Raw genomic sequence first — 20,557 nt, forward strand, 5'->3', positions numbered from 1 at the left:
GGAGAATGGTGTGCGTGGATCCCGACTCCTTCTCCGCCCTGCTCACCGACGAGGGCCAGTTCCTGCTCACCGCGCTCCGCGACCACGACCCCGCGCAGGAGCTGGCCACCGCCACCCGGCTGCGCCGCGACCACCCCGCCGCGCTGGTCTCGGCGGCGCTGGGGCAGGCGCGGCTGCGGCAGCGGGCCGTGGCGAAGTTCGGCGCCGAGGACGCGTACCGGATGTTCTTCACCCCCAACGGCGTCGAGCAGGCCACCCGCGCGGCGGTGGCGGCGTACCGCGCCGGCCGCTTCGCCGCGCTCGGCGTACGGAGCGTGGCCGATCTGTGCTGCGGCATCGGCGGCGACGCGATCGCGCTGGCCCGCGCCGGGATCCGCGTCCTGGCCGTCGACAGCGACCCGCTGACGGCCGAGGTGGCCCGCGCGAACGCCGAGGCGCTCGGCCTCTCCGGCACCGTCGAGGTCCGCTGCGCCGACGTCACGGACATCGACACGTCCCCGTACGACGCGGTCTTCGTCGACCCGGCCCGGCGCGGCGGCCGCGGCCGGATCTTCGACCCGGAGGCGTACTCTCCGCCCCTGTCCTGGGCGATCGAGGCGGCCCGTACGTCCGCGCACGCCGCACTCAAGATCGCGCCGGGCATCCCGCACGAGGCGGTCCCGGACGACGCCGAGGCGGAATGGGTCTCGGACGGCGGCGACGTGAAGGAGGCGGTGCTCTGGTTCGGCACCGCGCCCGGCACCGTCCGCGCCACGCTGCTCCCCGGCCCGCGCACCCTGGCCGGCACCGGACTGCCGGACCCGGAGCCCGGCGAGGTCGGCCGCTACCTCTACGAGCCGGACGGCGCCGTCGTCCGCTCGCACCTGGTGGCGGAGGTCGCGGAGCAGGTCGGCGGGCGTCTGATCGACGAGACGATCGCGTACATCACGGCGGACGAGCTCCGCCCCACGCCGTACGCCACCGCCTACGAGATCACCGACCGGATCCCCTTCGGCCTGAAGAAGCTGAAGGCGCTGCTGCGGGAGCGGGGGGTCGGCGTACTGACCGTGAAGAAGCGCGGCTCGGCGGTCGAACCGGAGGAACTGCGCCGCAGGATGAAGCTGTCGGGGCCGAACTCCGCCACGGTCTTCCTCACGCGCGTCGCGGGCGCCCCGACCGTGCTGATCGGCCACCCGGCGCCGTAGCCGGGCGCCGGGCCCCCGGGCGGGCCGCTCCGCGCCGCGGCGGCCGTTCAGCTCTTCACGCCACCCGCCGCGCCCACCCGCACCGCCCACCGGTAGTGCCCCACCGCCTTCGCCGCGCCGATCAGTCCGGCCGCCCACAGGATGACCCCGAGCCCGAAGAAGAAGACCGCGTCCGTGTACGTCTCGGTGCCCGGCCGCGCCGTCACCGCGAACCCGAACGACGACCACAGGCCGAGCCCGCACACCACCAGCGACGAAAGCAGCCACGCGGGGCTGAGCCCGGGAACGCGCCACCGCGTGGCCGGGAAGCCGTGCTCACGTCCCACCGCGGCCCAGCCCAGCAGCAGCTGACGGATCGTACGGTCGCGGCGCGCGCCCATGCCGAGGAAGACCCAGCACACCACGGCGCCCCCGAGCCCGACCGCGCCGAAAGCCGCGGCGAAGAAGACGGTCAGCGGGTCGCCCGGCCCCCCGAACGCGTTGAGGGCCGCCCCGACCGTCCCCCATCCGAGCGCGGCGCCGCCCACCAGCAGCCAGAACCGCACCAGCCGTCCGGGGCCGAGACCGCGTGCGGTCAGCTCGTCCATGGCCCGCGCCCGGTCGGCGCGCATCGCCCCGGGACCGGGCCAGACCCGCAGGTGCTCGGACGGCGGGGGCGGAGGAAGCGGCGTACGGCGAGACATGCGCACGACACTACCCAGTGGCCGGCGGGCCGGATCAGGCCCCTTCGACCGACTCGAAGCGCCAGCGGTGGACCGCCCGCGTGATCAACTCACCCTCGGGCTCCGGCAGTTCGGGAAGCTCCGCGTCGTACGCCGCCTCCCACCACGTCATGACGAGCACGCGGTCCTGCGGCGCCCGCAGGACCTCCCTGCGCACCGGCTCGCCCGCCAGGGCCCGGACCTGCGTCCGGGCCCACTCCAGCAGCTCCCCGCCCCGGCCCTCGACGGCACGGGCCTCCCACATCAGCGCGACGGTCATGAGTAGAGGTTGTCCTTGCTGATCTCGTGCACGTGGTCGTGGTCATGAGCGGCACCCGGTACGTGCGGTTCGGTGACCGGCAGCGAGGAGTCCGCCGACAGGTCCCAGTCCGACGCCGCCCGGCCCCGCGCCACCATCTCCGCGCCGAGCGCCGCGACCATCGCCCCGTTGTCCGTGCACAGCCCCGGCCGCGGCACGCGCAGCCGGATGCCGGCCCGCTCGCACCGCTCGGCCGCCAGCGCCCGCAGCCGCGAGTTGGCGGCCACGCCGCCGCCGATCATCAGGTGGTCGACGCCCTCGTCCTTGCAGGCCCGGACCGCCTTGCGGGTCAGTACGTCGACGACCGCCTCCTGGAAGGACGCCGCCACGTCCCGCACCGGCACGTCCTCGCCCGCGCTGCGCTTGGCCTCGATCCAGCGGGCGACGGACGTCTTGAGCCCCGAGAAGGAGAAGTCGTACGGCGCGTCGCGCGGCCCGGTCAGCCCGCGCGGGAAGGCGATCGCCTTCGGGTCGCCCTCCTTCGCGAGGCGGTCGATGACGGGACCGCCGGGGAAGCCCAGGTCCAGCACGCGCGCGATCTTGTCGAAGGCCTCGCCCGCCGCGTCGTCGATGGTCGCGCCCATCGGCCGTACGTCGCTCGTGATGTCGGGGGCCAGCAGCAGCGACGAGTGGCCGCCGCTCACCAGCAGCGCCATCGTGGGCTCGGGCAGCGGCCCGTGCTCCAGCTGGTCGACGCAGATGTGCGAGGCCAGGTGGTTCACGCCGTACAGCGGCTTGCCCAGCGCGTACGCGTAGGCCTTCGCCGCGGACACCCCCACCAGCAGCGCGCCCGCCAGCCCGGGTCCGGCCGTCACCGCGATGCCGTCCAGGTCGGAGGCGGCGACCCCGGCCTCCTTCAGCGCGCGCCCGATCGTCGGAACCATCGCCTCCAGGTGCGCGCGTGAGGCGACCTCGGGCACCACGCCGCCGAAGCGGGCGTGTTCGTCGACGCTCGACGCGATGGCGTCGGCGAGCAGGGTCGTACCGCGCACGATCCCGACGCCGGTCTCGTCGCAGGAGGTCTCGATGCCGAGGACGAGCGGTTCGTCAGCCATGGTGAATCTCGGTTTCTCGTACGGAATTCGCAGGGTTTGCCGGGTCGGTCGTCGTCGTCAGCCGCATCACGAGCGCGTCGACGTTGCCGGGCTGGTAGTAGCCGCGCCGGAAGCCGATCGGCTCGAAGCCGAAGCGCTCGTACAGCTTCTGCGCGCGCGTGTTGTCGACGCGCACTTCGAGGAGCACCTCGGCGCACTCGAAGGCGCTCGCGTACCCCAGCAGGTCGGTGAGCAGCCGGGACCCGAGCCCGGTGCCCCACTGGTCCTTCGAGACGGCGATGGTCTGTACGTCGCCGAGTCCCCCGGCGGCGGCGAGCCCGGCGTACCCGACGATCCGGCCCGCCTCCTCGGCCACCACGTAGCGGCGGGTGGCCCGCGGCCCGCGCGCGTGGGCGAGCTCGGACCAGAACATCCCCGGCGACCAGGCGTCCTCGGGGAACAGCCCGCGCTCCAGACCGAGCACCGGCTCGATGTCCCACCAGCGCATTTCCCTCAGGCCCGCGGTCACTTCGGCGTGACCACCTTGTAGTTCTTCGGGACCTGCGCGTCGGGCCGGCGCAGGTACAGCGGCAGCGGCGCCAGGAACGCCTCCGCCTCCCCCGCCGCGAGCTTCTCGGCGGCCAGCGACGCCAGCGCGCCCGCCGACTGGTGTTCGGGGCCGCGCGCGTCCGGGAAGGCCCCGGGGTAGAGCAGCGCGCCCGAGCCGACCACCGGCAGGTCCGCGAGTTCCTCGGCGATGTCGGCGGGGCGGTCGACGGCGGGCTCGGAGACCCGCGTACGGGCATCGGCGTACCGCGCCCAGTAGACCTCCTTGCGGCGCGCGTCGGTGGCCACCGCGAAGGGGCCGGTGAGCCCGGAGGCGTACGCGAGGCCGTCCAGGGTGCACAGCCCGTGGACCGGCACTCCGAGCACGAGACCGAAGGTCTCGGCCGTCGCGAGACCGACCCGCAGGCCGGTGTACGGACCGGGGCCGACCCCCACGACCACTGCGGTGACGGCGTCGAGTTTCAGGCCGGCTTCGGCGAGCACCCGGTCGACGGTGGGCAGCAGCAGCTCCCCGTGCCGACGTGCGTCGACCTGTCCGGCCTCGGCAACGACGGAATCACCGTCGTGGAGGGCGACGGTGACGGCTGGGGTGGCGGTATCAACAGCGAGCAAGAGCACACAAACAGCCTACGGCCCGCGTAGCGGAGGCACGGCGTCCCCCGTCCCTCCCGGCCGCTGCTGCTACCGTCACCACACATACGCACGCGGCAAGAACATGAGGTGGAGCAAGGTGGCAAGGAGCAGCTCGGGATTCGTGGCCGGGCTCACCGCGGCAGCCGTGGCCGGGGTCGCCTTCCTCGCCTACCAGGCGTCGGCGAGCGCCCCGCCCCCCGCCCAGCTCGCCGAGCCCGGTTCCGGCAAGTCCCCCGCCGCGCACGCCACGCACCCGCCCAAGAAGAAGCCCGAGAAGAAGAAGGACGTGTTCGCGGTGCCCGCCAGGTCGGGCGCGGGCCTGCGCGTCGTCTACGCGCTGGGCGACCGGCGGGTGTGGCTGGTGGACGAGCAGGGCAAGGCGACGCGGACCTTCGAGGTCATGCCGAGCACGGTCAGCCCGCCGCCCGGCACGTACGCGGTGACCTCGCGCTCGGGGAGCATCACCGGCTCGGACGGGGTGCAGATCGAGCACGTGGTCCGGTTCACCAACGTCGAGAACGTGGTGATCGGCTTCAGCGCCGCGGTCGACGGCTCCATGCCGAGCCCGGACCCGGCCGCGGGCAAGACCGGCGGCGTCCGCATGCAGCGCGCCGACGGCGACGCGATGTGGCGCTTCGCGACGGTCCGCGTGAAGGTCGTAGTCGTTCCGTAAATACGCTCGTAAGAGCTACGCGGCGTCGCGTCGCTCCGTGTGCTCGTGCTCCTCGGCGGGCGCCTCGCACTCCTGCGGCTCCCGCGGCGGTGTGGAGACCGCCGTGGCCGCCGCGCACGAGGCCAGCAGATCGCGCATGGACATGGACAGGGGCTGAGTCGCTTCGTGTTCTGAAGCCGGCATGGATGCCTCCTGTGGCTCCGGGGGCAGGCGTGGTTAGGTAGGCCTAACCATGTCTCGGCATCCATGTGACCACGCCCGGCGCCACCGGCGCAACATCTTGCCGACGTCTTGTCGGAACGTACGGACGTCAGGCCCCCAGCGCGGCCAGGTCCTCCCCGGCCCACCGCTCGCCGACACCGCGCACCGTCACCTCGCGCACGTCGTCGTCCGCGTCCCCCACCGCCCGGTGGATGACCACGTGGAGCCGGTCGTCCGACAGCTCCTCGACCTTCCCGTCGCCCCACTCCACCACCACGACGGAGTCGGGCAGCGAGACGTCCAGATCGAGGTCCTCCATCTCGTCGAGCCCGCCGCCCAGCCGGTACGCGTCCACGTGCACCAGAGCGGGACCGCCGGTCAGCGAGGGATGGACGCGGGCGATGACGAACGTCGGCGACGTCACGGCGCCGCGCACCCCGAGCCCTTCGCCGAGCCCGCGCGTCAGCGTCGTCTTGCCCGCGCCGAGTTCACCGGTGAGCATCACCAGATCTCCGGGGCGGAGCACTTTCGCGAGCCGGCGCCCCAGCTCCTGCATGAGAGCGGGCGAGTGGACGGTGAGGACGGCGGTGACGTCAGCCGCCGGGCTGTGCGGTGCTTCCATACGTCCCAACGTTAGCGGCTGCCGGCACGGCGCCCACGCGGGCCAGCAGATCCGCGAGCCGGTCGGTGACCACCTCGGGGTGCTCCAGCATGACCAGGTGCCCGGCGTCCGGGACCGTCACCAGCTCGGCGTCCGGCAGCAGGCGGGCGATGCCCTCGCTGTGCTCGCTGGGCGTCACCAGGTCCTTGTCGCCCGCCAGGACGAGCACCGGCACCTCGGCGAAGATCTCCAGCGCCTCCGCCTTGTCGTGGTCCGTGAACGCCGGGTAGAACGCGGCGACCACGTCGATCGGCGTCGCCTCGATCAGCCGCTCCGCGAACCGCGCGACCGCCGGGTCGACGTCCTTCGAGCCGAACGAGTACCGCTTGACGAGCCCGGCGAAGAGATCGGCCGTGGCGCGCCGGCCCCGCTCGACGATCTCCGCCTGCGAGCCGAGGGCGCGCAGCACGCGCGGCAGGACACGGCGTACGGCGTTCACACCGGCCACCGGCAGCCCGAAATTGACCTCGCCGAGCTTCCCCGACGACGTACCGACGAAGACGGCGCCCACCACGCGCTCGCGGATCAGCTCGGGGAACTGGTCGGCCAGCGCCATCATCGTCATGCCGCCCATCGAGTGCCCCACCAGCACCAGCGGCCCCTTGGGCGCGGCAGCGTCGATGACGGCCTTGAGATCGCGTCCCAGCTGCTCGATGTCGATCGCGACGCCCCGTTCCTGGGCCGCGCCGCGCGCCGAGCGCCCGTGACTGCGCTGGTCCCAGTGGACCGTACGCACCACACCGCGCAGCGCCGCCCGCTGGAAGTGCCACGCGTCCTGGCTCAGGCAGAAGCCGTGGCTGAAGACGACGGTGACGGGAGCCGGGGTCCGGCGCCCGAAGAGCCGGCGCCGCCGCGGACCGCCGGCGTCGGCGTCCGCCTCCACCTCGTCGACCTCGAAGTAGATCTCGGTGCCGTCGTCCGCCACGGCCTGCCCCGGCATCCCGCGCAGAGCGCCGTACGGCCCGGCGGCGTCCAGTGCGAGCCGTGCCTTCCTGCGTATGCCGCGGCCGACGGTCATCCGCTCCAGGGCGACACCCGCGGCGGCGCCCGCCGCGACCACACCTACCGCGGTGCCGGCCAGGCCCGCCCGACGCCAGTTGCCGACGGCGGCGGACGCGGCCTCCGCGGCCACCTCCACCGCCCCCGGCGCGCTGCTCTCGCTCACGGTGGCGATCTCCTAGTTTTCGGGGTCCTCGTTCACATAGACACGGGGTACCCGCGATCCGATGCGCGTGACAATTTCGTATGCGATGGTGCCCGCGGCCTGCGCCCAGTCCTCGGCCGTCGGCTCCCCCCGGTCGCCCGGACCGAACAGCACGGCCTCGGCGCCCGGCTCCACCACGTCGCGCCCCAGATCGACCACGAACTGGTCCATGGCGACCCGCCCGGCGACCCGGCGCCACTTGCCGCCGACCAGCACCGGTCCGCTGCCCGAGGCGTGGCGCGGGATCCCGTCGGCGTACCCGACGGGGATCAGCCCCAGCGTCGTCTCCTCACCGGTGACGTAGTGGTGCCCGTAACCGACACCGTGCCCCTCCGGAACCCGCTTGACCAGCGCCACGGACGCCGCGAGGGTCATCACGGGCCGCAGTCCGAAGTCGGCGGGCGTGCCGAGCTCGGGGCTCGGCGAGACGCCGTACATGGCGATGCCGGTCCGTACGAGGTCGAAGTGCGCGTGGGGCAGGGTCAGCGTCGCCGGTGAGTTGGCGATGTGCCGCACCTCGGGCTCGGCCCCGGCCTTCTCGGCGTAGTCGACCAGATCCTGGAAAACGGCCAGCTGCGCGTCGATCGAGGGGTGCCCGGGCTCGTCCGCGCAGGCGAAGTGCGACCAGAGCCCGGTGATCCTGACGGCGTCCCGCGCCTCCAGGGCGTGGCGCACCAGCTCGGGCCAGTCGGCGGGCTGGCAGCCGTTGCGCCCGAGCCCGGTGTCGGCCTTGAGCTGTACGCGTGCCACGCGCCCCGCCGCACGCGCCGCCTCGACGACTTCCCGGAGCGCCCACATCCCGCTCACGGACACGTCGATGCCCGCCTCGACCGCCTCGCGCCAGGGCCCGCCCGGGGTCCACAGCCAGCACATCAGCGGCCCGTCGAACCCGGCGGCGCGCAGCGCCAGGGCCTCTTCGGGGGTCGCGGTCCCCAGCCAGGTCGCCCCGGCGTCGAGGGCGGCGCGCGCGCAGCGGACAGCGCCGTGCCCGTACGCGTCCGACTTCACCACGGCCATCAGCCGGGCGTTCGCCGCGCGAGCACGCAAAGCCCGCACATTGGCCCGCAGGGCCGCCAGATCGATCTCGGCGCGGGCTCGCATGGGGGTATGAGTCATCGCGGTCATCGCGCCAAGTGTCTCAGAGCCCTGCGACGGCCCGGATCCAACGCCGCCGCCCCGGCCCGCCGGGAACGGCCGACGTCCCGAGGACTGCCCACCGGCGCGGGAGGGCGGACCGCACAGGAAGCGGCGTTCGGGACGTAAAACGTGATGTGTGCGCAGGGAGTGGGCTTCGTACGAGGAGCACTGCACCGCGGCTGGATCATGCGGTCCCGAACGCCGCCCCCGGAGCGGCCCGCCCCCGCCCAGCCCCCACGGCGCCGGCCGCACCCCCGCCCCGCCCCCGTCCCACGACCCCGCGCCAAGCCCCCGGCAGCGCGTCCGCCACATCCATCGCCCCCACGGGAGCCCCGTCCGCCGCCAGCCGCCCCGCCAGTCCGTGCACGTACGCCGCGACCGATCCCGCGTCCATCGCCCCGAGCCCCGCCGCCAGCAGCGCCCCCGCCAGCCCGGACAGCACGTCCCCGCTCCCCGCGGTGGCCAGCCAGGGCGTGCCCGTCGGATTCACCCGCACCGGCCGTCCCGCGAACCCCGCACTCGTTCCGCCCGCCGGCGCCACCAGCGTCGTGGACCCCTTGAGCAGCACCGTCGCCCCGTACAGCGCGGCCAGCTCCCGCGCCGCGACCAGCCGCCCCGCCTCCACTTCCTCCCGCGGGACCCCCAGCAGCGCCGCCGCCTCCCCCGCGTGCGGCGTCAGCAGCGTCGGCGCGTCCCGCTCCCGCACCATCTCCGGCTCCAGGGGCCGCAGCCCGTCGGCATCGACCAGCACCGGAACGTCCGACGCCAGCACGTCCTCCAGCGCCCCGCCGGCGTCCTCGCCCAGCCCCGGCCCCACCACCCACGCCTGCACCCGCCCCGCCTCCGACGGCGGCCCCGCGTGCACCAGCGCCTCCGGGAAGCGCGTGACGACCGCGCCGGCGCCCGGCCCGACGTACCGCACGGCCCCGGCCCCGCCCCGCAGCGCCCCGGCCACCGCGAGCACCGCCGCTCCCGGGTACCGCTCCGACCCCGCCACGACGCCGACCACCCCGCGCCGGTACTTGTCGCTCTCCGCGCCCGGGACCGGCAGCAGCGCGGCCACGTCCGCGTGCTGCAGCGCCTCGGCGTCCGCCTCCACCGCTTCGAGATCGAGCCCCAGCTCGACCAGCCGCACGGCCCCGACGTACTCCCGCGCGGGGTCGATCAGCAGCCCCGGCTTGTACGTGCCGAAGGTGACCGTCACATCGGCGCGCACGCACTCCCCCCGCACCTCCCCGCTGTCCGCCTCGACCCCGCTGGGCAGATCCACGGCGACGACCACCGCCCCGGAGTCCCGCGCCGCCCGCGCCAACGGCACAGCGGCGTCCCGCAGCCCGCCCCTCCCCCCGATCCCGGTGATCCCGTCGACCACGAGATCGGCACGCGCGAGAGCTCCAGCCGCATCACCGGCCACCGCCACCGAGCCCCCGGCGCGCCGCAACGCGGCCAGCCCGCCCCCGTGCGCCCGCCGCGCGTCCAGCAGCACGGCGGTGACCCCCGCCCCCCGCCGGGCCAGCCGCGCGCCCGCGTACAGCGCGTCGCCCCCGTTGTCGCCGCTGCCGACCAGCAGCACGACCCGCGTCCCGTACACCCGCCCCAGCAGCCCCGCGCACACCGCGGCGAGCCCGGCCGCGGCCCGCTGCATCAGCGCGCCCTCGGGGAGCCGGGCCATCAGCTCCCGCTCGGCGGTCCGTACGGTCTCCACGCCATGAGCAGCGCGCATCAGCGAAAACACCTCATCCTTCGGCGATGACAACGGCGGAAGCGACCCCCGCGTCGTGACTGAGCGAGACGTGCCAGGACCGGACCCCGAGCGCCTCCGCCCGCGCCAGCACCGTCCCGCTCACCCGCAGCCGCGGCTGCCCGCTCTCCTCGACGTACACCTCGGCGTCCGTCCAGTGCAGCCCGGCCGGCGCCCCCAGCGCCTTCGCGAGGGCCTCCTTGGCCGCGAACCGGGCGGCGAGCGAGGCGATGCCGCGCCGGTCGCCGCTCGGGAGGTACAACTCGTTGTGCAGGAACAGCCGCTGGGCCATCTGCGGCGTACGTTCCAGAGACGCCCGGAACCGTTCGATCTCGGCGACGTCGATGCCCACCCCAATGATCACGAGCTCACTCCACCGTCACGGACTTGGCCAGGTTCCGGGGCTGGTCGACCTCATTGCCCCGCGCCGTGGCCAGCTCGCAGGCGAAGACCTGCAACGGCACGGTCGAGACCAGGGGCTGCAGGAGCGTCGGCGTGGCCGGGATCCGGATCAGGTGGTCGGCGTACGGGACGACCGCCTCGTCGCCCTCCTCCGCGATCACGATCGTCCGCGCCCCCCGCGCCCGGATCTCCTGGATGTTCGAAACGATCTTGTCGTGCAGCACCGACCGCCCCCGGGGCGACGGCACCACCACCACCACCGGGAGGTCGTCCTCGATCAGCGCGATGGGCCCGTGCTTCAGCTCGCCCGCCGCGAACCCCTCCGCATGCATGTACGCGAGCTCCTTCAGCTTGAGCGCACCCTCCAGGGCGACCGGGTACCCCACATGCCGCCCCAGGAACAGCACCGTCTTCTTCCCCGCCAGCGACCGGGCCAGCTCCCGCACCGGCTCCATCGTCTCCAGGACCCGCTCCACCTCGCCCGAGATCTCCGACAGCTCGCGCACCACGTCCCGGACCTCGTCCCCCCACTTGGCCCCGCGCACCTGCGCCAGGTAGAGCGCGACCAGATAGCAGGCGACCAGCTGCGTCAGGAACGCCTTGGTGGAAGCGACGGCGATCTCGGGCCCGGCGTGCGTGTAGAGCACCGCGTCCGACTCCCGCGCAATGGTCGACCCGTTCGTGTTGCACACGGCGAGCACCTTCGCACCCTGTTCCCGCGCGTGCCGCAGCGCCATCAGCGTGTCCATGGTCTCGCCGGACTGCGAGATCGCGATCACCAGCGTCCGGGCGTCGAGGATCGGATCCCGGTACCGGAACTCGCTCGCCAGCTCGGTCTCACAGGGGATCCGCGTCCAGTGCTCGACGGCCAGCTTCGCGATCATCCCCGCGTGGAAAGCGGTCCCGCAGGCCACCACCACGACCTTGTCGACCTCCCGCAGCACGGAATCGGGGATCCGCAGCTCGTCCAGCCTCAGCGCCCCGCCCGCGTCGATCCGCCCCAGCAGCGTGTCGGCGACGGCCTTCGGCTGCTCGGCGATCTCCTTGAGCATGAAGTAGTCGTAGCCGCCCTTCTCGGCGGCGGAGGCGTCCCAGTCGATGCGGTACGACCGCACCTCGCCGGGCGCGCCGTAGAAGTCCGTGACCGAGACCGAGACGCCGGCCGCGCCGCCGCCCTCGCCGTCCCGCCGTACCTCGACGACCTGGTCCTGCCCCAGCTCGATCGCCGACCGCGTGTGCGCGATGAAGGCGGCCACGTCGGACGCGAGGAAGGCCTCCCCCTCCCCCACACCCACCACCAGCGGCGAGTTCCGCCGCGCCCCCACCACCACGTCGGGCTCGTCCGCGTGCACGGCGACCAGCGTGAACGCCCCGTCGAGCTGCCGGCACACCAGCCGCATCGCCTCCGCGAGGTCCCCGCACGAGGAGAAGGACTCGGCGAGCAGGTGCGCCACGACCTCGGTGTCGGTCTCGGACCCCAGCTCGTGCCCGCGCTCGGCGAGCTCGGCCCGCAGGCCGGCGAAGTTCTCGATGATCCCGTTGTGCACGACGGCCACACGCCCCGCGTTGTCCAGATGCGGGTGCGCGTTGGCGTCGGTGGGCCCCCCGTGCGTGGCCCACCGGGTGTGCCCGATGCCCGTGGCCCCGGCCGGCAGCGGCCGCTCCACGAGTTCCTTCTCCAGGTTGACGAGCTTGCCGGCCTTCTTCGCCGCGGCCAGTCCACCGTCCGCGAGCACAGCCACACCTGACGAGTCGTAACCCCGGTACTCGAGCCGCTTCAGTCCCGCGATGACAACATCAAGCGCCGACTGCCCGCCGACGTACCCCACGATTCCGCACATGTCCGCACCCTACGGCCGACGCTCCACGTGACCGAGCACACCACCCACGACAGCTCCGCACCCCCGACAATGTTCATGTGATCACTTCGCCGCCACGGTCCACCCACCGCCGGGCAGACGCTTCGCCGTACCTGGACCTCACACGGGCGGAGTGGAGCGCGCTGCGCGAGAAGACCCCGCTCCCCCTCACGGCGGAGGAACTCGAACGGCTCCGCGGCCTGGGCGACGTGATCGACCTCGACGAGGTGCGGGACGTCTACCTCCCCCTCTCCCGGCTGCTCAATCTCTACGTCCAGGCGACCTCTGGCCTGCGCGGCGCCCTCAACACCTTCCTCGGCGACGCGGGCAACGGCCACGGCGCCCAGCGCGGCACGCCCTTCGTCATAGGGGTCGCGGGCAGCGTCGCCGTGGGCAAGTCGACCGTCGCCCGCCTCCTCCAGGCGCTGCTGGCCCGCTGGCCGGAACACCCGCGCGTGGAGCTGCTGACCACCGACGGCTTCCTCTACCCGATGGAGGAGCTCAAGCGGCGCGGCCTCACGGCGCGCAAGGGCTTCCCCGAGTCGTACGACCGGCGCGCCCTGACCCGCTTCGTCGCCGACATCAAGGCCGGCAAGAACGAGGTCACCGCGCCCGTCTACTCCCACCTGATCTACGACATCGTGCCCGGCGAGCGCCTCACGGTCCGCCGCCCGGACATCCTGATCGTCGAGGGCCTGAACGTCCTCCAGCCGGCGCTGCCCGGCAAGGACGGCCGCACCCGGGTCGCTCTCGCCGACTACTTCGACTTCAGCGTGTACGTCGACGCGCGCGCCGAGGACATCGAGACCTGGTACCTGGGCCGCTTCCGCAAGCTGCGCGAGACCGCGTTCCAGGACCCCTCCTCGTACTTCAGGAAGTACACCCAGGTCTCGGAGGAGGAAGCCCTCGACTACGCCCGTACGATGTGGCGGACCGTCAACAGGCCCAACCTGCTGGAGAACGTGGCGCCGACGCGCGGCCGTGCCACGCTGGTGGTGCGCAAGGGCCCCGACCACAAGGTCCAGCGCCTCTCGCTCCGCAAACTCTGAGGAGTACGTGCCGTGCTGCACCTTCGCCTGATCGTCCCCGCCGACCGCACCGACGAGGTCCTGCACACGGTGGAGAAGTCGGTCGGCACGGCGCATGTCGCCGTCGTCCCCGGCGCGGCCCGCAACCCGGCCGGCGACCTCATCCTCTGCGACGTGGCGCGCGAGGCGGGCGACGACCTCATCAGCGATCTGCGCACCCTCGGCATCGACGAATGCGGTTCGATCGCCGTGGAGAACATCGACCTGTCGCTCTCCACGCGCGCCGACCGGGCGGAGAAGGAGGCGCCGGGCGAGGCCGCGGACGCGGTGCTGTGGGAGCAGCTGTCGGACGCGACCCACGAGGAGTCGACGCTCTCCGTCACCTACATCGCGTTCCTGTCGCTGGCCACGATGATCGCGGCCTGCGGTGTGCTGCTCGACAACGCGATCCTGATCGTGGGCGCGATGGCGGTGGGCCCGGAGTTCGGCCCGCTGGCCGGCTTCTGCACGGCGCTGGTGCGGCGCGCGCCGCGCCTGGCCTGGCGCTCGTTCGCCGCGCTGATCGTGGGGTTCGCGGCGACGATGGCGGTGACGGTCGTGTTCAGCCTGTTCATGAACGCGACGGGCCTGTTCACCGACGAGATGCTGCACGGCGACCGCCCCAACACGGGGTTCATCTACGCCCCGGACCTGCTGTCGTTCGTCGTCGCCGTACTGGCGGGCGCGGCCGGCATGCTCTCCCTCACGTCGGCCAAGTCCGGCGCCCTGGTCGGCGTCGCGATCTCGGTGACGACGGTCCCGGCCGCGGCCAACGCCGCCGTGGCGCTGAGCTACGGCGACGTGAAGCAGACCTGGGGCTCCACCGAGCAGCTCCTGCTGAACCTGCTCGGCATCGTCGTCGCCGGTACGCTCACGCTGCTCGCCCAGAAGTTCCTCTGGGCGAAGCAGCACAAGCGCACCGCGTACGGGAACGCCTAGCCGAGCGCCGACTTCACCACATCGGCGAGCCGCCCGGCGACCGCCTTCGCCTGCTCGATGTCGGCCGCCTCGACCATGACCCGCACGAGCGGCTCGGTGCCCGAGGGCCGCAGCAGCACCCGCCCCGTGGCGCCCAGTTCCCGCTCGGCGTCGGTGACGGCGGCCGCCAGCTCGGCGGAGGTGGTGACGCGCGACTTGTCGACGTCGGGCACGTTGACGAGGATCTGCGGCAGCCGGCTCATGACCCCGGCGAGGTCCGCGAGCGTACGCCCGGTGGCTGCCACCCGCGCGGCCAGCATCAGCCCGGTCAGGGTGCCGTCGCCGGTGGTCGCGTGGTCCAGCACGATGACGTGCCCGGACTGCTCGCCGCCGAGCGCGTACCCCTCGGCCTTCATCGACTCCAGTACGTACCGGTCGCCGACGGCGGTCTGTACGAGCTCGATGCCCTCGCGCTCCATGGCCAGCTTGAAGCCGAGGTTCGACATGACGGTGCCGACGACGGTGTTCTTGCGCAGCTGTCCCGCCTCGCGCATGGCGAGCGCGAGCACGGCGAGGATCTGGTCCCCGTCGACCTCGTTGCCCAGCGCGTCCACGGCCAGGCACCGGTCGGCGTCGCCGTCGTGCGCGATACCGAGATCGGCGCCGTGCTCGACGACGGCGGCCCGGAGCATCTCCAGGTGCGTGGAACCGCACCCGTCGTTGATGTTGAGCCCGTCGGGGTCGGCACCGATGGTGACGATCTCGGCGCCGGCCCGGGCGAAGGCCTCGGGAGAGACGCGGGAGGCCGCCCCGTGCGCCTCGTCGAGGACGACCTTCACGCCGTCGAGACGATTGGGCAGCACACCGATCAGGTGGGCGATGTACTGGTCGACACCCTTGGCGTAGTCGGAGACCCGGCCGACGCCCGCTCCGGTCGGCCGGGCCCACGGCTCACCGGTGCGGTGCTGCTCGTACACGTCCTCGATGCGGATCTCCAGCTCGTCGGCGAGCTTGTGCCCGCCGCGCGCGAAGAACTTGACACCGTTGTCCGGCATGGCGTTGTGGCTGGCCGAGAGCATGACACCGAGATCGGCGCCCAGCACACCGGTGAGGTACGCCACCGCGGGGGTGGGCAGAACCCCCACCCGGAGCACGTCCACACCCGCACTCGCCAGGCCCGCCACGACGGCGGCCTCCAGGAACTCTCCCGACGCACGCGGATCACGACCGACCACGGCGGTCGGCCGATGCCCCTCGAAGGTGCCCGCCTCGGCGAGTACGTGCGCCGCCGCGACCGACAGGCCGAGCGCGAGCTCGGCCGTCAGATCCGCGTTGGCGACACCGCGCACGCCGTCAGTGCCGAAGAGTCGTCCCACTGGTGTCCTCCGAAATACTCCGAAAATGCAAGCTCTGGTGCGCTGTACGCCGCCATACACCCGGCATACCGATAAACGAACGCCCCGACAGCACACAATGTGCCGCCGGGGCGAACGTCTGGAGCAGCCGAGCAGGCGGATTAGCGCTTGCTGTACTGCGGCGCCTTACGGGCCTTCTTGAGACCGGCCTTCTTGCGCTCGACCGCACGGTCGTCGCGGGAGAGGAAGCCGGCCTTCTTCAGGGTGGGACGGTTGTTGTCCACGTCCGCCTCGTTCAGCGCACGGGCGACACCGAGACGGAGCGCACCGGCCTGACCGGAGACGCCGCCACCCGCGATGCGGGCGATGACGTCGTAGCGGCCGTCGAGCTCGAGCACCTTGAAGGGCTCGTTGACTTCCTGCTGGTGAACCTTGTTCGGGAAGTAGTCCTCGAGCGTACGCCCGTTGATCTTCCACTTGCCGGTGCCCGGGACGATCCGGACGCGGGCGATGGCGTTCTTGCGACGGCCCAGGCCGGCCGCGGGCTGCGGGTCACCGAAGCGGCCCGCCAGGGACTCGCTGGTGTACTCGCCCTCGACGGGAACCTCGGACTCGAAGGTGGTCACCTCGGCGAAGGTCTCTTCGGCCTCGGAACCCTCGACGGGCGTCTCTGCAGTGGTCTCGGCCACGATTCTCCTCAGATTTCTTTCGTTCTTAGGGGGGTGTGGCCGGAACTACTGCGCGACCTGGGTGATCTCGAACGGCACCGGCTGCTGAGCCGCGTGCGGGTGCTCGGGACCTGCGTAGACCTTCAGCTTCGAGAGCATCTGACGACCCAGGGTGTTCTTGGGGATCATGCCCTTGATGGCCTTCTCGACGGCCTTCTCGGGGCTCTTCGCCAGGAGCTCGTCGTAACGGACGGAGCGCAGACCACCCGGGAAGCCGGAGTGGCGGTACGCCATCTTCTGGGTCTTCTTGTTGCCGGAGAGGTGAACCTTCTCGGCGTTGACGATGATGACGAAGTCGCCCATGTCCATGTGGGGGGCGTAGATCGCCTTGTGCTTGCCCCGCAGGAGGTTGGCGGCAGTCGTCGCCAGACGGCCCAGGACGATGTCCTGCGCGTCGATGATGTGCCACTGGCGCGTGACATCGCCGGGCTTGGGGCTGTACGTACGCACGGTCGTAGCCTTCGCTTCTTCAGTGAGTGGGTCCTGACAAGGCCACTGGGACGATCACGACAGCCTTGGCGGCATCCGGGGACGCAACCCGTCTGCCTGCCGCTGGTCATCGGCCCGGTGGACCGGCGTAAGGGCCCCTCGCGTGAGAACGACCAAGCCAATACGCATAACGAACTGGAAGCCTACCCGCCCGCCCCCGTACGGGTCAAAACGGCCCGGCGGAGGCGCGCACCGGCCTCCCGCGCGGCGCGGTGCCCCTACCGTGTCCGCTCCACCCGGCGCTCGTCCCACACCGGCTCCGCCGTCTCCCGCACGACACCGTCCGACCCGAAGACCAGGTAACGGTCGAAGGACTTCGCGAACCACCGGTCGTGCGTCACGGCGAGCACCGTCCCGTCGTACGCCTCCAGCCCCTCCTGCAACGCCTCCGCGGACTCCAGGTCGAGGTTGTCCGTCGGCTCGTCGAGCAGCAGCGCGGTCGTCCCCTCCAGCTCCATCATCAGGATCTGGAACCGTGCCTGCTGCCCGCCCGACAGCCGGTCGAACGCCTGGTCCCCCTGGCGCTCCAGCTCGTACCGGCGCAGCGCGCCCATCGCCCCGCCCCGGTCCTTGGAGTGCTCGGACCACAGGATGTCGACGAGCGTACGGCCGACCAGCTCGGGGTGCGCGTGCGTCTGCGCGAAGTGCCCGGGCACCACTCGCGCGCCCAGCTTCCACTCCCCCGTGTGCTTGACGTCCTCCCCGGCGAGCAGCCGCAGGAAGTGCGACTTGCCGGACCCGTTCGACCCGAGCACGGCGACCCGCTCCCCGTAGTAGACCTCCAGGTCGAACGGCTTCATCAGCCCGCTCAGCTCAAGCCCCTTGCACACGACGGCCCGCACCCCCGTGCGCCCGCCCCGCAGCCGCATCCGGATGTCCTGCTTGCGCGGCGGCTCCGGCGGGGGCCCCGCCTCCTCGAACTTCTCGAACCGCGTCCGCATGGCCCGGTACCGCGAGGCCATGTCGGGGCTGCTCGCGGCCTGTCCCCGCAGCCTCAGCACCAGGGCCTTGAGCCGCGCGTGCTCCTCCTCCCACCGGCGCATGAGCTCCTCGAACCGCGCGAACCGCTCGGCCCGCGCCTCGTGGAAGGTGTCGAACCCGGCGCCGTGGACCCACGCGTCGGCACCCGTCGGCCCCGGCTCCACGCTCACGATCTTCTCGGCGGCCCGCGAAAGGAGCTCGCGGTCGTGGGACACGAAGAAGACCGTCTTGCGGGTCTCCTTCAGCCGCTCCTCCAGCCACCGCTTGCCGGGCACGTCCAGATAGTTGTCCGGCTCGTCGAGCAGCAGCACCTCGTCGGGCCCCCGCAGCAGGGCCTCCAGTACGAGCCGCTTCTGCTCGCCCCCGCTGAGCGTGCGCACCTCGCGGAACTGTGCCTTGTCGTAGGGAATCCCCAGTGCCGCCATGGAGCACATGTCCCAGACGGTCTCGGCGTCGTACCCGCCGGCCTCCGCCCAGTCGGACAACGCCTGCGCATAAGCCATCTGCGCCTTCTCGTCGTCCACGGTCAGAATCCCGTGCTCGGCCCTGTCGACGGCGGAGGCCGCCTCCCGGATTCGCTCCGGGGACACAGCCACCAGCAGGTCCCGCACGGTCCGCTCGTCCTGTACGGACCCCACGAACTGCCCCATCACCCCGAGCCCGCCGCTCACCGTCACCGAGCCACCGTGCGGCTGCAGCTCCCGGGAGATCAGCCGGAGCAGGGTCGTCTTGCCCGCCCCGTTGGGCCCGACCAGGGCCACGACCGCGCCCTCCCCGACCCGGAAGGAGACGTCGCCGAGCAACGGCCGCCCGTCCGGCAAGTAGTACTCGACGTGTGCGGCCTCAAGATGTCCCATGCTCCGCATTGTCGCCGCCGTCCGCCGCATCACCCAACCGGATTAGGATGCGCGGCATGAGCTTTGGGCAAGGGGGGCCCTCCTGGGGTGGCCCCGAGGGACAGCAGAACCCTCAGGATCCGTACGGAACGCAGTCGTCGGGGGACACGCCGGACTGGGCGGCGCTCGCCGACGCCTCCGCCGCGCGCGCCCGCCGCAAGCGGTGGCTGTACATCGGCGGCGGCGTGCTGGCGACCGCCGTGGTCGGCGCGATCGTGGCGACGGCGGTCGTCACGACGAACAAGAACAACGGCACCACCGGCTCCACGACCGGGCTGCCGACCGCGGAGACCCTGCCGACCGAGTCCGCCCAGCCCGGCCCCTCCTTCTCCTCCCAGGCTCCCCCGCCCCCGCCGAATCCCAGAGACTTCATCTCCAGCGCCAGGAAGGACACGGCGCCGCTCAGCGCCGACACCCTGTACCCCGGCAAGCGGCTGACGATGGGCGACCGCGCCTACGCCAAGGGCGCGACGAACCGCATCGCCGGCTGCTCCGCCGCGGCCCAGGGCGCGCTGGGCTCCGTACTCGCGAACAACGGCTGCGACCAGGTCATCCGCGCGACGTACTCCAAGAACGGCGTGGCCGTCACCGTGGGCGTCGCGGTCTTCGAGACCACCGCCCAGGCCGAGAAGGCCAAGGAGCAGGCGAGCGGCGGTCTCGCGTCCCTCCCCGGCGCCGGCGTCCCCACCTTCTGCCGGGGCGGCGTGTTCTGCCGCAAGACCACCAACGCCTACGGCCGCTACGCCTACTTCACCGTCGCCGGCTTCACCGACGGCAGGAACGTCACCACGTCCGACAAGGACGTCTACACGGCCGGTGACGACATCGCCGAGTTCACGTTCCGCCAGATCCACCAGCGCGGAAGGGCCCAGGCGTCAGCAGCAGCCGCCGCCGGGCAGTGACCGCATGTTGCGGGCCTGACGGGCACGCGCCGCCAGCAGCTCGTCGGCCGGATAGCCGACTTCCTCCAGGGTGAGGCCGTGCGGGCGTACGACATGGACGGAGGAGTCCCGTACGCCCGCCGCCAGCACCTTCCCCGGCCAGTCCGCGTCCCGGTGCCCGTCCCCGACGAACAGCATCGCGCCGACCAGCGAGCGCACCATGTTGTGGCAGAAGGCGTCGGCGCGCACGGTAGCGGTGATGACACCGTCCGCCCCGCGCTCCCAGCTGAGCTGCTGCAGGGTGCGGATGGTGGTCGCGCCCTCCCGCCTCTTGCAGTACGCCGCGAAATCGTGCTCCCCGACCAGCTTCCCGGCCGCCCGGTTCATGGCGTCCACGTCCAACGGCCAGTCGTGCCACAGCACATGGCCGCGCAGCAGCGGGTCGACGCCGCCGGGGTTGTCCGTCACGCGGTACGCGTAGCGCCGCCAGACGGCCGCGAACCTGGCGTTGAACCCCGCGGGAGCCTCCGCGACCTTCCACACCCGCACATCGTGCGGCAGCCGTCCGGCCAGCCGCCGCAGCAGCTTGTCCCGGTGCTCGGCCCACACGTCCTCGGGCAGGTCGACGTGCGCGACCTGCCCGCGCGCGTGCACGCCCGAGTCCGTACGCCCCGCGACCGTCAGGTCGTACGTCTCCGATGACCGCGTCACGGTCCGCAGCGCGGTCTCGATCTCACCCTGGACCGTGCGCCGCTCGGACTGCTTCGCCCACCCGGAAAAGTCCTTCCCGTCGTACGAAAGATCCAGCCGCACCCGCACGAATCCCGGCGCCGCGCCCTCAATGTCCTCGCTCACCAGCGAATCCTTTCGATACAGCACACAACGGAACGGGCCCGCACCGCCCCGAAGGGTGATGCGGGCCCGCC

General features: G+C 72.6%; 22 protein-coding genes. 5 read left to right on the plus strand and 17 right to left on the minus strand.

Translation table 11 applies throughout. The features are described 5' to 3' along the window. Window positions 1–14 precede the first annotated feature (14 nt). Entirely contained in the window at window positions 15–1,184 is a 1,170-nt protein-coding gene (locus tag BN1555_RS12790; RefSeq protein WP_255306017.1) for a THUMP-like domain-containing protein, read from the plus strand. A 47-nt stretch (window positions 1,185–1,231) separates the two neighbouring features. Here BN1555_RS12790 and BN1555_RS12795 read toward each other — a convergent pair whose 3' ends face one another. Genes BN1555_RS12795 through tsaB form a run of 5 tightly spaced genes read right to left on the minus strand, consistent with a single transcriptional unit; the run spans window position 1,232 to window position 4,423 of the window. Beyond that, complete coding sequence (locus BN1555_RS12795; protein ID WP_141662845.1) at window positions 1,232–1,867, minus strand: hypothetical protein; 636 nt, start codon at window positions 1,865–1,867, stop codon at window positions 1,232–1,234. 34 nt (window positions 1,868–1,901) lie between these two features. After that, entirely contained in the window at window positions 1,902–2,165 is a 264-nt protein-coding gene (locus BN1555_RS12800; protein ID WP_093799520.1) for a hypothetical protein, read from the minus strand. Continuing rightward, window positions 2,162–3,259: a tRNA (adenosine(37)-N6)-threonylcarbamoyltransferase complex transferase subunit TsaD gene (tsaD, locus tag BN1555_RS12805; RefSeq protein ID WP_093799521.1), complete on the minus strand. Its 1,098-nt coding sequence runs from the start codon at window positions 3,257–3,259 to the stop codon at window positions 2,162–2,164. The genes BN1555_RS12800 and tsaD overlap by 4 nt, the downstream gene beginning before the upstream one ends. Continuing rightward, window positions 3,252–3,746 carry a ribosomal protein S18-alanine N-acetyltransferase gene (gene rimI / locus BN1555_RS12810; protein WP_093803365.1) on the minus strand — a complete coding sequence of 165 codons (495 nt, stop codon included), beginning with the start codon at window positions 3,744–3,746 and terminating at the stop codon, window positions 3,252–3,254. Before rimI ends, tsaD begins: the two co-directional genes overlap by 8 nt. A gap of 17 nt (window positions 3,747–3,763) precedes the next feature. Beyond that, window positions 3,764–4,423 (minus strand): tRNA (adenosine(37)-N6)-threonylcarbamoyltransferase complex dimerization subunit type 1 TsaB, encoded by a 660-nt coding sequence (gene tsaB / locus BN1555_RS12815; protein ID WP_093799522.1) that lies wholly within the window; start codon window positions 4,421–4,423, stop codon window positions 3,764–3,766. 136 nt (window positions 4,424–4,559) lie between these two features. Between tsaB and BN1555_RS12820 the strand changes: the two genes are divergently transcribed. Beyond that, the gene (locus tag BN1555_RS12820) at window positions 4,560–5,111 is read left to right on the plus strand and encodes a hypothetical protein (protein ID WP_093799523.1); all 552 of its coding nucleotides are present in this window, start codon (window positions 4,560–4,562) and stop codon (window positions 5,109–5,111) included. A gap of 15 nt (window positions 5,112–5,126) precedes the next feature. Here BN1555_RS12820 and BN1555_RS38950 read toward each other — a convergent pair whose 3' ends face one another. From BN1555_RS38950 to glmS, 7 genes are all read right to left on the minus strand, one after another. After that, window positions 5,127–5,294 carry a hypothetical protein gene (locus BN1555_RS38950; RefSeq protein WP_176710030.1) on the minus strand — a complete coding sequence of 56 codons (168 nt, stop codon included), beginning with the start codon at window positions 5,292–5,294 and terminating at the stop codon, window positions 5,127–5,129. Window positions 5,295–5,421: 127 nt separating this feature from the next. After that, the gene (gene tsaE, locus BN1555_RS12825; protein WP_093799524.1) at window positions 5,422–5,934 is read right to left on the minus strand and encodes a tRNA (adenosine(37)-N6)-threonylcarbamoyltransferase complex ATPase subunit type 1 TsaE; all 513 of its coding nucleotides are present in this window, start codon (window positions 5,932–5,934) and stop codon (window positions 5,422–5,424) included. Continuing rightward, window positions 5,906–7,138, minus strand: a complete 1,233-nt coding sequence (locus BN1555_RS12830; RefSeq protein ID WP_093799525.1) for an alpha/beta fold hydrolase — start codon at window positions 7,136–7,138, stop codon at window positions 5,906–5,908. Before BN1555_RS12830 ends, tsaE begins: the two co-directional genes overlap by 29 nt. A gap of 12 nt (window positions 7,139–7,150) precedes the next feature. Then, a complete protein-coding gene (gene alr / locus BN1555_RS12835; RefSeq protein ID WP_255306407.1) occupies window positions 7,151–8,293 on the minus strand; it encodes an alanine racemase in 1,143 nt (380 codons plus the stop codon). Window positions 8,294–8,498: 205 nt separating this feature from the next. Further along, window positions 8,499–10,037, minus strand: coding sequence for an NAD(P)H-hydrate dehydratase (locus BN1555_RS12840; RefSeq protein WP_093803367.1), 1,539 nt, complete (start codon window positions 10,035–10,037; stop codon window positions 8,499–8,501). 13 nt (window positions 10,038–10,050) lie between these two features. Beyond that, window positions 10,051–10,419, minus strand: coding sequence for a holo-ACP synthase (locus BN1555_RS12845; RefSeq protein ID WP_093799527.1), 369 nt, complete (start codon window positions 10,417–10,419; stop codon window positions 10,051–10,053). 4 nt (window positions 10,420–10,423) lie between these two features. After that, window positions 10,424–12,298: a glutamine--fructose-6-phosphate transaminase (isomerizing) gene (gene glmS / locus BN1555_RS12850; protein WP_093799528.1), complete on the minus strand. Its 1,875-nt coding sequence runs from the start codon at window positions 12,296–12,298 to the stop codon at window positions 10,424–10,426. A 77-nt stretch (window positions 12,299–12,375) separates the two neighbouring features. Between glmS and coaA the strand changes: the two genes are divergently transcribed. Together coaA and BN1555_RS12860 are read left to right on the plus strand one after the other, a co-directional pair. Continuing rightward, window positions 12,376–13,365, plus strand: coding sequence for a type I pantothenate kinase (gene coaA / locus BN1555_RS12855; RefSeq protein WP_093799529.1), 990 nt, complete (start codon window positions 12,376–12,378; stop codon window positions 13,363–13,365). Between the two features lie 12 nt (window positions 13,366–13,377). Continuing rightward, complete coding sequence (locus BN1555_RS12860; RefSeq protein ID WP_093799530.1) at window positions 13,378–14,322, plus strand: DUF389 domain-containing protein; 945 nt, start codon at window positions 13,378–13,380, stop codon at window positions 14,320–14,322. Here BN1555_RS12860 and glmM read toward each other — a convergent pair. From glmM to BN1555_RS12880, 4 genes are all read right to left on the minus strand, one after another. Beyond that, the gene (gene glmM / locus BN1555_RS12865) at window positions 14,319–15,677 is read right to left on the minus strand and encodes a phosphoglucosamine mutase (protein ID WP_093799531.1); all 1,359 of its coding nucleotides are present in this window, start codon (window positions 15,675–15,677) and stop codon (window positions 14,319–14,321) included. The two genes, BN1555_RS12860 and glmM, sit on opposite strands and share 4 nt — an antisense overlap. Window positions 15,678–15,817: 140 nt before the next feature. Continuing rightward, the gene (gene rpsI, locus BN1555_RS12870; RefSeq protein ID WP_093799532.1) at window positions 15,818–16,345 is read right to left on the minus strand and encodes a 30S ribosomal protein S9; all 528 of its coding nucleotides are present in this window, start codon (window positions 16,343–16,345) and stop codon (window positions 15,818–15,820) included. Window positions 16,346–16,390: 45 nt separating this feature from the next. Continuing rightward, window positions 16,391–16,834 (minus strand): 50S ribosomal protein L13, encoded by a 444-nt coding sequence (rplM, locus tag BN1555_RS12875; RefSeq protein WP_028812351.1) that lies wholly within the window; start codon window positions 16,832–16,834, stop codon window positions 16,391–16,393. 257 nt (window positions 16,835–17,091) lie between these two features. Continuing rightward, a complete protein-coding gene (locus tag BN1555_RS12880) occupies window positions 17,092–18,720 on the minus strand; it encodes an ABC-F family ATP-binding cassette domain-containing protein (RefSeq protein WP_093799533.1) in 1,629 nt (542 codons plus the stop codon). A gap of 47 nt (window positions 18,721–18,767) precedes the next feature. Here BN1555_RS12880 and BN1555_RS12885 point away from each other — a divergent pair, with 47 nt between their 5' ends. Next, entirely contained in the window at window positions 18,768–19,652 is an 885-nt protein-coding gene (locus BN1555_RS12885; RefSeq protein WP_093799534.1) for a hypothetical protein, read from the plus strand. On the opposite strand, the gene truA is transcribed toward BN1555_RS12885, so the two are convergent. After that, window positions 19,626–20,486, minus strand: a complete 861-nt coding sequence (truA, locus tag BN1555_RS12890) for a tRNA pseudouridine(38-40) synthase TruA (RefSeq protein WP_093799535.1) — start codon at window positions 20,484–20,486, stop codon at window positions 19,626–19,628. The two genes, BN1555_RS12885 and truA, sit on opposite strands and share 27 nt — an antisense overlap. Window positions 20,487–20,557: the final 71 nt, after the last annotated feature.

The sequence above is a fragment of the Streptomyces sp. Wb2n-11 genome (genome assembly GCF_001049855.1).
GTDB lineage: Bacteria > Actinomycetota > Actinomycetes > Streptomycetales > Streptomycetaceae > Streptomyces > Streptomyces altiplanensis.